Source organism: Bacillus sp. 03113, assembly GCF_006546985.1.
In the GTDB taxonomy this organism is placed as follows: domain Bacteria; phylum Bacillota; class Bacilli; order Bacillales; family Cytobacillaceae; genus VATK01.
The window spans coordinates 107,732-119,949 of record NZ_VATK01000008.1 but is presented as its reverse complement, the minus strand read 5'-3'; the positions used below and the strand labels follow the sequence as shown (position 1 = coordinate 119,949).

At 34.1% G+C, this 12,218-nt stretch carries 6 protein-coding genes; 3 read left to right on the top strand and 3 right to left on the bottom strand.

Annotated elements, in window-relative coordinates:
* Window positions 1-33: 33 nt before the first annotated feature.
* The gene (locus FDO66_RS09345) at window positions 34-1,077 is read right to left on the bottom strand and encodes a M42 family metallopeptidase (RefSeq protein ID WP_141432375.1); all 1,044 of its coding nucleotides are present in this window, start codon (window positions 1,075-1,077) and stop codon (window positions 34-36) included.
* Window positions 1,078-1,371: 294 nt separating this feature from the next.
* Between FDO66_RS09345 and ltaS the strand changes: the two genes are divergently transcribed.
* On the top strand, window positions 1,372-3,327 hold the full coding sequence (ltaS, locus tag FDO66_RS09340) for a lipoteichoic acid synthase (protein WP_220095165.1): 1,956 nt from the start codon (window positions 1,372-1,374) through the stop codon (window positions 3,325-3,327).
* 461 nt (window positions 3,328-3,788) lie between these two features.
* Entirely contained in the window at window positions 3,789-5,069 is a 1,281-nt protein-coding gene (locus FDO66_RS09335; protein ID WP_141432374.1) for an MFS transporter, read from the top strand.
* Between the two features lie 250 nt (window positions 5,070-5,319).
* On the opposite strand, the gene FDO66_RS09330 is transcribed toward FDO66_RS09335, so the two are convergent.
* Window positions 5,320-6,687 (bottom strand): dipeptidase, encoded by a 1,368-nt coding sequence (locus FDO66_RS09330; protein ID WP_141432373.1) that lies wholly within the window; start codon window positions 6,685-6,687, stop codon window positions 5,320-5,322.
* 180 nt (window positions 6,688-6,867) lie between these two features.
* On the opposite strand from FDO66_RS09330, the gene FDO66_RS09325 reads away from it, so the two are divergent.
* Window positions 6,868-10,248, top strand: a complete 3,381-nt coding sequence (locus tag FDO66_RS09325; RefSeq protein ID WP_141432372.1) for a hypothetical protein — start codon at window positions 6,868-6,870, stop codon at window positions 10,246-10,248.
* 73 nt (window positions 10,249-10,321) lie between these two features.
* Here FDO66_RS09325 and FDO66_RS09320 read toward each other — a convergent pair whose 3' ends face one another.
* Window positions 10,322-11,881, bottom strand: coding sequence for an ABC-F family ATP-binding cassette domain-containing protein (locus FDO66_RS09320; protein WP_141432371.1), 1,560 nt, complete (start codon window positions 11,879-11,881; stop codon window positions 10,322-10,324).
* Window positions 11,882-12,218: the final 337 nt, after the last annotated feature.

The window sequence follows — 12,218 nt, the reverse complement described above, 5'->3', positions numbered from 1 at the left end:
TTTATCAATTAGGAAACTAATTCGTTATTTCAATTAATCAACCATCTCAGATTGTATGTAATGATATAAAAGCTTTCTTGTGTTTTCAATTGATGTCATATGAGTTCGTTCGTATGCATGAGAAGAATCTATTCCTGGGCCAATTAAACCATGAATGATATCATGCCCAGAGCGAATCGCTGCTGAAGCATCAGAACCGTAATATGGATAAATATCAAGCTTATACTCAATTTCATGCTCTTTTGCTAATTTTACGAAATGATTTCTCAATTGCAGGTGATATGGTCCACTAGCATCCTTCACACAAATGGATACAGTATATTCATCTGTTGATTGTCCATCTCCAATTGCCCCCATGTCGACCGCTACATATTCCACAGTTTCAGGAGGAATATTTGAATTTCCACCATAGCCAATCTCTTCATTATTTGAAATTAAGAAATGGGTTGTATAAGGGATGGTGATGTTCTCTACACTAATTTCCTTGATCAATTCAAGGAGAATGGCGACACTTGCTTTATCATCTAAATGTCGTGATTTGATAAAGCCGGTTGATGTTATTTCTGTTCTAGGATCAAAAGAAACGAAGTCGCCGACCTCAATTCCTAGTGCACGAACCTCATCTGCATTCGTTACTTTTGCATCAATACGGACCTCCATATTTGTTTGGTTTCTTTCTGCTTTTCCTGCATCCTTATATACATGGACGGAAGTTTGATGCATTAATATGGTTCCGGTATATTTTTTATCATTTGAAGTTTCAATAAGGCAATATTCCCCTTCTATTGAATTATAGGTGAATCCACCAATTAAATCCAATTTAAGTCTTCCGTTTGCTTTAATTTCCTTTACCATTGCACCAAGTGTGTCTACATGAGCGGTCAGCATGCGATGTTTATTTTTATTTTCCCCTAAAATCGTAGCGATCAACCCTCCTTTATGATTCCTCTTTGTTTGAATGTTGTATTTTGATAAATATTTTTCTACAAATGTAATAACCTCTGAAGTATTTCCAGAAGGGCTTGGAATGGATAAAAGCTGATTTAATAAATTAACTGTACTTTCTCTTTGATTCAAGAGATCTAACCTCCTTATATAAAGAAAACTATATTAACTTTTTTCCTTCAAACGACGTATGCTTCCTTATTATTATGAATGAAAATTGGAAAATAATAAATAATCTTCTATAAAATGAATGTAAATTTTCCACCAAATTAGTTTTCTAATAGAGAAAGGTGTGTTATAGTATTTTACGTTGCGATAAAAGATTTACAATAATTTTATATTATTTTACATTTCTCTCGATCTATTTTAATATCAATATTAGAGAAAACGATACTGAATTGAATTTAGGTGATTAAATTGAAAAACATGATTCACTCATTAAAAAGAATGTTCGAATTTAAGTTATCATTCTTTATTGCAGCAGTTGTTTTTCTTTGGATCAAAACATATGCTGCATACCAAATCGAATTTAGTTTAGGAATTGAAAATGCGTTACAACATATTTTACTTTTCTTTAATCCATTAAGTTCTGCAATATTTGTGTTCGGGATTGCTTTGTTTTTTAAAAATAAAGTACAAGCGATTCTCATAGTGGTTTTCCATTTTGTAATGTCGGCATTGCTATATGCAAATATTGTATACTACCGATTTTTTAGTGATTTTATTACAGTACCTGTAATAATGCAAACAAAGGTAAATGGTGGACAATTGGGAGATAGTGCATTTTCATTAATGACCCCATTTGATTTGCTATATTTTGCCGATACAATTATTTTAATATTATTACTAGCTTTTAAAATCTACCAACCAAAGATTCAACATAATAAAAAAACAGCTTATTCGGTGATGGCGATTGCAATCGTAACATTTATAGTGAACTTAGGTGTAGCAGAAATCGATCGTCCACAGCTGTTAACTCGTTCATTTGATCGAAATTATTTAGTAAAATATCTAGGTGCTTATAACTTTACGGTATATGATATTGTTCAAAATGCACGTTCTGAAAGCCAGCGTGCAATGGCAGACAGCAATGATATTATTGAAGTAGAAAATTATATTAACGCTAATTACACGGCGCCAAACCCTGCTTATTTTGGCAAGGGTGAAGGGATGAACGTCGTATATGTTTCTATGGAATCCTTGCAGTCATTTATGATTAATTACAAGTTAAATGGCCAAGAAGTAACGCCGTTTTTAAATTCTTTAACTCGTAATGGAGAAGCTTTTTATTTCAATAACTTTTTCCATCAAACAGGTCAGGGGAAAACCTCTGATGCGGAGTTTATGATGGAAAACTCACTTTTCCCGATGTCACAAGGCTCTGTCTTTGTCAATAAAGCACAGAACACTTACCAAGCAGCTCCAGCAATTTTGAAAACGAAAGGGTATACTTCTGCCGTTTTCCACGGGAATTATAAAACATTCTGGAATCGCAACGAGATGTATAAATCTCTCGGTTATGATAAATTCTTTGACGCTGAATATTATGATATGAGTGATGAAAATACAAAAAACTATGGGATGAAGGATAAGCCTTTCTTTAAAGAATCCATGCCGTTATTAAACAGCTTGCCTCAGCCGTTTTATACGAAATTCATTTCGTTATCTAATCATTTTCCATTTAAGATGGATGAAGGGGATACAGATTTCCCTGCAGGTGATTTTGGTGATGATGTTGTTAATCAATATTTCCAATCAGCGCATTATATGGATCAGGCATTAGAGCAATTTTTTAATGATTTGAAGTCTTCAGGTTTATATGATAAAACAATTGTTGTTTTATATGGAGACCATTACGGAATTTCAGATAATCATAATAATGCAATGGCAAAAGTGCTTGGTGTAGATGAAATTACACCATTCATGAATACTCAATTGCAACGCGTTCCTCTCTTTATTCATGTTCCAGGTGTTAAAGGGGAAGTGAAGCAAGAGTATGGTGGAGATGTAGATGTACTTCCGACATTAATGCATTTGTTAGGTATTGACTCGAAGGAATATTTACAATTTGGTTCTGACTTATTATCGCAAGATCATCGTGAGGTTGTTCCTTTTAGAGATGGAGATTTTGTAACTAAAGATGTGACTCAAGTAGGTGAAAAATGCTATTCTAATGAAACAGGTGAATTGATGCCTGATACAAAAGCATGTGAACCTGTTGCTGAATCTGTAAGTACTGCTTTAAAAATGTCTGATAACATTGTATTTAAGGATTTACTCCGTTTTCATAAACCAAAAGGTTTTATTCCTATTAACCGTAATGATTATAATTACGTAAAAGAAACTGAATCAGACGAGGCCAGTTCGACAAGCCAAGAATAATTTATTATCAAGGATGCTTAAAGAGAAGAATATCTCTTTGAGCATCTTTTTTTGTTTGTGAATGATTTGAACGAAGGGTATCCTTATTTCATTTAAATAAAAGAAAATATCACTTTTTGTAGGTAGACTTGTGTCTAGCTCAAGCGCCTAGCCCTTGTGAAAAATAACCCTTTGTCTCTAAAAGTAAAAAGCACTTTTTAAGCCAAATGAACATTTTTCTTCAGGGCTGAACAAGGCGCTTCCGCTTTTCTTTTTTCTAAATTGTTTTTCAAATGGGTATTGCAACTGTATGAAGAAGAGAGTAATATTACTTAGGGAATCTAAATAAATGATTGATCGTATAACCATATTGAAGTGTTATGAACGGACATCACGACTTTAATGACTTGAAGGTAAGATAAGAGCAGAATAGAATAATCATTTTAATATATTATGTACGATCCTACAAAGGAAGGCATAAAATGAAAAGCAATTTACAATTGAATAGTTTAAATGAAACATATAGTATAAAAAATGGTATTTTCACAACCATGATCTTAAACATTAGTAATAATTATTTTTCACTGTTTGCAATTATTGTTCTTGGAGCGACTAATTATCAAATAGGATTGATCAACTCACTTCCTCAATTTATTGGTATGTTTGCAATGTTCATTGGATCTATCATTGTTAGTAGATTGGAAACAAAAAAGACGTTTACCATTTATTCTTTTCTAGCTGCACGACTTTTTCTGTTAGCGATGGTGTTTGTCGTTTATTTGCCAGAAAGCATACGTGGGTGGGTATTTGTTATATTAATTGGACTTATGAATTTGCCGGGTTCATTTGCAAATCTAAGCTGGCAGGCATTTATTTCAGACTTAATACCTGAGAAACAAAGAAGTCGTTTTTTTAGTGAGAGAAATAGAATTCTTACTTTAGTAGGAATGATTTCAACGTTTATTATGGGAATTCTACTGCAAATGTTTGATAAGTCGAATTCATTGCCTTATCAAGTACTTTATTTATTCGCTTTTTTATTTGGAATAGCGGAAATTTACTATTTGAAAAAACATATTGAGCAAAAAAAAATAAAACAAAGCGAACAGAAAAAATTAACACTTGGTTTATTTGTTTTTAAGCAAAAGCCTTATTTATATTTTGTTTTGTGCAGCTTATTCTTTAATTTTGGCTGGCAAATGGCTTGGCCTTTATTTAATATTTATCAAATAAAATATGCAGAGGCAACCGGTCTTTGGATTAGCTTATTTGTTGTAGCAAATCAAATTTCACAAGTGATCAGTTTTAAATGGTGGGGAAGAATGGCAGATAAGTATGGACACGCGAAAATGCTTATTCTTGTAGCAATTGGAATGGCGACAGCTCCGATGTTAACTGTGCTATCAAAAAATCTTGTCTATTTAATTTTCGTAAATGGATTCACCGGTTTTTTTGTTTCTGGAACAATATTGATTCTTTTTAACCAGCTCTTAGAGGTATCAAATGAGGAAAATAGAAGTGCGTACATAGCAAACTATAATGTACTACTCGCTTTGATTGCATTTATCGCACCGCAATTTGGTGTCTATCTTTTAGAAATGACGAACATGAATATAGCGATGAATGTTTCAACGATCTTAAGATTAACAAGTGCCATTTTCTTTTTAATGTTTGCATTATATTTACAGAAGAATTCGTTGCATTCTTATCATTCATTCGGATTAAAGTTGGCTTTAAAAAAGCTGCGAACTTTTTATCAGTAAGGCCACAAACATAAAGATGAAATGTAAAAAAGGGGCTGTCCGAAAAGGACAAATCCGATAAAATTCCATATTCGAGAAAGATGATATACCAACATTCTCAAATAGGAAAAGGGGCTTCCAAAAGTCGAAAAATCGACTTTTGGAAGCCCCTTTTTCCATTCGTACATATAATGATCAGTAGGAAATTTAGGAAGAAGGCTTATGTATACCTTCTTCCTAGTGACTAAACAAGATTGATAATCTACGGTTTTTACTTAGCTAGTTCGTACCAATAATGGCATATTGTTTGCAAGCCTTTGTCGAAATTCTCCAAATGGAAATGCTCGTTTGGGGCATGGAAATTCTCATCAGGGAGCCCAAATCCCATTAACACAATAGGGAGCTTTAAAAGCTGATCAAATGCAGCAACAATTGGAATGGAGCCGCCGCCACGTGTATAAGATGTAGGAACCTTATATACTTTTTCATAAGCTTTTCCCGCTGCCTGAATGGCTGGATGATCATAAGGTGTTACATAAGGAGCACCTTTATCGAACATTGTAACGGATACTTCTACTCCTTGAGGCTTGTTCTTTTCGATATGATCAATCAAAAGCTTTGCTATTTCTTCTGGATCTTGATCAGGTACTAAGCGACAAGTAATTTTGGCAGAAGTTTTCGCAGGAATGACAGTTTTGACGCCTTCACCTTGAAATCCTCCAAAGATACCATTAATTTCAAGTGTTGGTCGAACCCACATTCTTTCTAATGTCGTATAGCCTTTTTCACCAAAAAGTTCAGTAACTCCCGCCTGTTTAATGAAAAGATCATCAGATAGCTGTAATGCCTCATATGCTTGTTTTTCTTCTTCGGTTAAAGGTTGAACTTGATCGTAAAAGCCTTCCACCTGAACGACACCTTGCTCATCTCTAAAAGAATGAAGGATTTGCACTAATGCGTGAATCGAATTTTGTACAGCACCCCCAAAAAGGCCAGAATGCAGATCACCTTTCGCACTTTTTACATCAATCTGCAAGCCGCATAATCCTCTTAAGCCGTAGCATATCGTTGGTTTCCCTTTTTCGATCATACCTGTGTCTGAAATGACGACTACATCTGCTTGTAATAGTTCTTTATTTTCTTCAACAAAGACGGGTAGATTTGGACTTCCTATTTCTTCTTCACCCTCGATACAAAATTTAATATTGATTGGAAGAGTGCCAGTTGATTGTAAAATGGCTTCAATTGCTTTCAAATGCATAAAGGTTTGACCTTTATCATCACTGGCACCTCGAGCAAATAGCTTTTCTTCTCTAATTTCTGCTTCAAATGGAGGGCTATCCCACAGTTCAATCGGATCAATAGGCTGAACATCATAATGACCGTAAATCAGTACAGTAGGCTTTCCTTCCGCTTTTAACCAATCACCATAAACAATGGGGTGACCATTTGTTTCAAATATTTTTACATTTTCCATGCCTATCCTCGTTAGTGCACCAGCTAACCAAGCTGCTGTCTTTTGAATATCTTCCGTATGATCAGGTAAGGCACTGATACTTGGTAAAGATAAAAAGTCAAATAATTCTTCTAAGTGATTTGTCCGATTTGTTTGCAAATAATCAATAATGGATAGATCCAAAACATTAGCCTCCCATATGGTTATGTATTAATAAACGGTAAAAATTTTACCTTCTTTATATATTTTACCAAAAAAATCTTTTAATAGGTTGATAGAACAACCTCGAAAGTGTAAAATTACACTTGTAATAATACCCAATTTAACAACAAGCTTTTGTTCATATGAAAAAGGGGGGTAAAAATGGATTCTATAGTGAAGGAAAGAAAGAGAATTTTTAAAGAAGAACTCTTGGTTCTAAAAAATGAAAACTATATTTCATCAGAAGTGTTCGAATTGGTTGATCATGCTCATGATCAATATTATTTACCTGCACCTGTACTGGAAAAAGTAATCAAGCAGATAGAAAAAAATGAAAAGGAGAACCTTCCTAAATTAACGAAAAAAGTTGAAAGAAGAAGGAAGGAGCGTTCTCCAGAAGAAATTAGAGAGAGAAATATTTCATTTTCACTTTATTTAGGGGTTATTTTGCTGTTAATTAGTGGTCTGTTTGTAGCAACTAGTAATTGGAATCAGATGGAGGGTTGGATGAAAGCGGGGTTCATAGCACTTGTCTCGCTCTTATTCTATGGATTAGGTTATCTTTCAAAATCTATTCTTAAAATTAATAAGACAGCCTTTGCGTTTGTCGTACTAGGAAATCTGTTTTTACCAATTTTTGTATTATCGATTAGTTGGTTTAAACTACTCGGCTCTTATTTTTCTTTTACCGGAGAAGGTAAATTTATTTTAGGAGCAGCAGGGAGCTTTTTGCTAACACCTATTTACTTTTTCTTTTCACAAAAAATGTCCTCTCGGTTATTTTTATGGTTTTCGTTCATTGCCACTAGTGTAGGAGTAGGTTTTTCTTTAGTATCATTCCACTTATCTAAAGATGCTTTTTTCTTAGGAATGGTTATCTATATAGCAATTTTGTCAATGAGTATACATTACTTAAAGAAAAAATTAGTTGCTACTTCAGTTACGAAAGAGTTAATTCCTTTTGTTCAGAGTACGCTTATACTTACAACAATTCTCATGCTCATTTTTTATGATACTGAAACTATTCATGGGATGAATCTTATTCTAACAGCCTTTATTTTTTTATCGATGATTTTTGTTAGTGGAAAAAAAGAATACCATTATATGTTTACAGTCCTGTTTATATATGGAGTCTATCAGCTTGCTGAGTTTTCGATTTTACAAAATATAAGTCCTGTTATATATGCTTTGGCGGGTGTGTTTTTTCTAACCATACCAAGAGGTTTTTCAGATCGAATGTACTGGGAAAAAATATTTCGTTACACAAGTACTTCGGTTTCGATCTTGGGGTTCCTTTATATCACTATAGAACGTTTATTAGCTGCTGTTCATGTCCCTTCATTTGCCCTTTTATTTGCCTATTTGATTATGGCAGCTCATTTTATCTATTTGTCAAACAGGATGAAAGGGTGGATATTGCCTTATCTTGGCTCTGTTTATACAGCTTTTTTCTTATACGAAATGGAAAAATGGTTTAATTTGCTTTTATCATTTGAAAGCTGGTTATTACCTTTATTCTTCATTGGACTTGTCCTTTTCGTATCCGGTTGTGTAGTTAAAGTATCAATTATTCAAGTAATGAAGCAAAGTAGCAGGGATGTAGGCTGGAGTATTATGACTCTTCCGATGATCATGTCCCTGTTATTTTTTAAATGGACTGAGCTTGGAATTATGCTTCTTTTCTTTGGAGTAGGGCTTATTTTAACTACTGAGGTAGAGAAGAGGGTTCTATTTGTGCGTCTAATTCCGTGGATTATTCCTTTATCTTTCGGTTTTTCTATCGTTACATTTGGACTGAAGTTGGAGCAACTCGTTCCTTTCTATGGAAATGAAATGAACCTTCCTGTGACGTTAGCTTTAGCCAGTATCATTTTGTTGTTTACCTTGCTTATTTGGAGAAAAAAACATGCAATTTTGCTTTGCAATAGCTTTTATATTGCTCAAGGTTTTTATACATTAAGTATGTTGACCGCACTCTTCATTCATATAAATGAATGGCTGAGACCTCTTATTATATTAGGCGGAGTTGTGATGTATCTGTACCTTTATAAGTCAGTTAAGGCAAAATGGGTGACATATGGAATCTCTCTTACGTCATTAATTTGTTATTTTACAATATTGATCGCCTTGGAAAAGACGTTTACGATTCCACCGTTTTGGACTCGCTATTATTTTACATTTGGAGGTATTCTGCTTTTTCTTATTGTATACCGTCTATATAAGAGATATCCTATATTAGCGAACGGGTATATGTGGGTAGGGCATCTTTATTTCCCTATTAGCCTATTGCTTACTTTTGTGTTGAATGGGGAAAAATCGTTCGGAAGTTTTTTCATTTCACTTAGTGTATATGGTGTCAGTATAGCAATGGTCAAAAAGGAATGGCAGAAATACCTGTTTTTATATGGATCCTTTTTATCTTTATGGATGATATTTGTTACTGTAATCGATTTGTTTTTCGAAAATAGGTATCTCTTCTTTAGTTATTTGTTAACAAGTTTATTTATTTTCCTATTTTGGACTCTGTCTTCGAGCTACTATAAACGTAGAACGGAATGGTTTTTGATTTTATTTTCTATTTACGGTATTTTCGCTTTTATGACTACTTATCCATTTAATTTCTTACTATTTGCATCCATCATTCTTTTAATTGGGTTAACTTTACTTATACTTCATCTTACAAAAAAAGAGCTCTTAACCATTGTACCTTTACTCATGTTGTGGGTCAGTACGCTTCAATTCATGCAGATGAATGCCATGGATACAATAAATCGTTTTTTGATAATGAGTATTTTCGGAGTCATATTGCTTTTCATTGGACTATTTTTTTATCGTGGGCTGTATTCAAAAAATCATGTAGATTTCTATCAAGTGCCGGCACTATTGTTTTTTATTTCATTGTACGTGGTGAACGAAGAATTTATTTGGCAATCAGTCCTTCCTGGACTATTAATTTCATTGACTATCTGGCTTCAAAAAAAGAGAATTCATCCTAACTACTCTTGGGTGCCAATCCTTCTTTCAGGGCTTTATTTACTGGAACCTTATTATTCAGTCATGAAGGAATTTTCTATCCCTCGCTTAATCGAAAGAGAAGTATGGGTGCTGCCATTGATAGGGGCTGTGATATTTTGTCGCATTATTTTGAAAGAACGCTATGTTAAAATAACAAGTCGCATCGAATGGGCGATTTTGGTGATCGTTTCACTCTTGCTTATCCAAGATGGTCTGGAAAATTCAACCATCTATGACGCTATTATTCTCGGAACTTTATCATTGATTTCAATATTAATTGGATGGTTCCTTCAAAAAAAATCGTACTTTTTTATTGGATCTGGTGTTTTATTACTGAATGTGTTTTTACAAACTAGACCATATTGGGGCCATTTACCTTGGTGGGTATATCTATTAATTTCAGGTTCAATTTTGATAACGGTGGCAAGCTACAACGAATGGCATAAACAAAAGACATCAAAAGGTGAAACTGTTTTTCTATCTGTATGGGTTAAAAATTGGAAACTGAGGTTTAGTCGCTGGAAATAGTTAAAACCCAAAAATCCTTGTAAAACATGGATTTTTGGGTTTTAATAATTGTTAGAAATTTATCATGTAAATCTTATCTTACTTCATTTGTGTTTGCCCATTCTTCCACATTCCAGACTTTTGTAACCCAATCTTCATAAAAGTCAGGCTCGTGACAAACTAATACAATCGTACCTTTATAAGCTTTTAAAGCTCGTTTTAATTCTTCTTTCGCTACAATATCAAGGTGATTGGTTGGCTCATCGAATAAGATCCAATTGCTTTCGTTCATTAGCAGTTTGCATAAACGTACTTTCGCTTGTTCTCCTCCGCTTAATTGATTTAAAGGTCGCGAAATATGTTCGTTTTTTAAGCCGCATCGTGCGAGAGCTGCCCGTACCTGTGATTGCTCCATATGAGAAAACTCATTCCAAACATCATCAATTGGTGTCAAGTTAGGTGCTTTAACTTCCTGTTCAAAGTAAGAAGGAAACAGGTAATCTCCTTTTTCAACCTTTCCACTTATAGGCGGGATTTTACCTAGCATCGTTTTTAGAAGAGTGGATTTCCCAACCCCATTGCATCCGACAATCGCAATTTTGTCTCCACGTTCAATCGTGACAGACATTTTTGGTAAAAGTGCATGAGCGTACCCAATTTCAAAATCAGTTCCTTCAAATACATATCGACTGCTTGCTCTTGATTCTTTAAAGTCAAAGGTTGGCTTTAAAGCTGTTTCTGGTCGATCAATTCTTTCCATTCGGTCAAGCTGCTTTTGTCGGCTTTTTGCCCGACCAGTGGTTGAATATCGAGCTTTGTTTTTCGCAATGAAATCTTCTTGTTTTTTGATAAATTCTTTTTGTTTTTCGTATGCTTGTATATGCTGATTCTTATTGATTTCAGCAAGCTCAATGAATTTTTCGTAGCTAGCTGTATAGCGAGTCAGCTTTGAAAATTCCAAATGGAAAATAACATTAGATACTTGATTCATAAATTCGGTATCATGCGAAATCAAAATGAAAGCATATGGATACTCTTTTAAATAAGAGGTCAGCCAGCGGATATGCTCCACATCTAGGTAGTTTGTCGGTTCATCAAGAAGAAGAACCTGCGGCTTCTCTAAAAGAAGCTTAGCCAGTAAAACCTTGGTCCTTTGTCCACCACTTAGTGCTGAAACGTCTCGGTCTAAACCAATCGCATCCAACCCTAACCCTCTAGCGGCTTCTTCAATTTTTAGATCAAGTGAGTAAAATCCACCTGCATCTAATCGGTCTTGAATTTCACCCATTTCTTCAAGTAAAGCTTCAAGCTCTTCAGGAGTTGCTTCTCCCATTTTTGCGGTTACTTCGTTCAGTTTTTCTTCTTCGCTATATAAATGCTGAAAAGCATCCTTTAAAGCATCACGAATGGATTTTCCAGGAGTTAATACGGTGTGTTGGTCAAGATAACCGTAATGAACGTTTGGAATCCATTCAATTTTTCCAGTATCATGAATCAATTGACCTGTGATCATGTTCATTAAGGTGGATTTTCCTACTCCGTTAGCACCGACTAAGCCAACATGATCCTCAGCCAATAGACGAAATGATACATCTTTAAATAATGTACGATCGCCAAAAGTATGGCTTAATTTTTCTACATTTAATAAACTCATAATTAGTCCTCACTTCTTCAAAAAATCATCCATTATCTCATCATACTAGATTTTTATATGAAAGTGAAAGCTCATTTTCCTAATTTCCAAATTTATTATAAAACGTTAAAGGTGTGCTTTAGAATAAAGTTTGATCAAATTGACCCTAAAAACTTTAATAAATAACAAAAGGAAAGAGCGTGTTTTAAAAAGATTGATCAAAACACGCTCTTAATATATCATGTGAATCATACTTTTATAAAAAGGCTTTGTTAAAGAATATTGTTGATAAAAGTGATTTTTTAATCATTTCTGTGATCCTTTTTCCATTAAAGCGCCTTTTATGGCTCAATTAAAA

Excerpts from the sequence above, each read along its gene's own strand:
- ltaS (WP_220095165.1), top strand. The coding sequence starts at position 1,372 with ATGATTCACTCATTAAAAAGAATGTTCGAATTTAAGTTATCATTCTTT.
- FDO66_RS09325 (WP_141432372.1), top strand. The coding sequence starts at position 6,868 with ATGGATTCTATAGTGAAGGAAAGAAAGAGAATTTTTAAAGAAGAACTC.
- FDO66_RS09320 (WP_141432371.1), bottom strand. The coding sequence starts at position 11,881 with ATGAGTTTATTAAATGTAGAAAAATTAAGCCATACTTTTGGCGATCGT.
- FDO66_RS09335 (WP_141432374.1), top strand. The coding sequence starts at position 3,789 with ATGAAAAGCAATTTACAATTGAATAGTTTAAATGAAACATATAGTATA.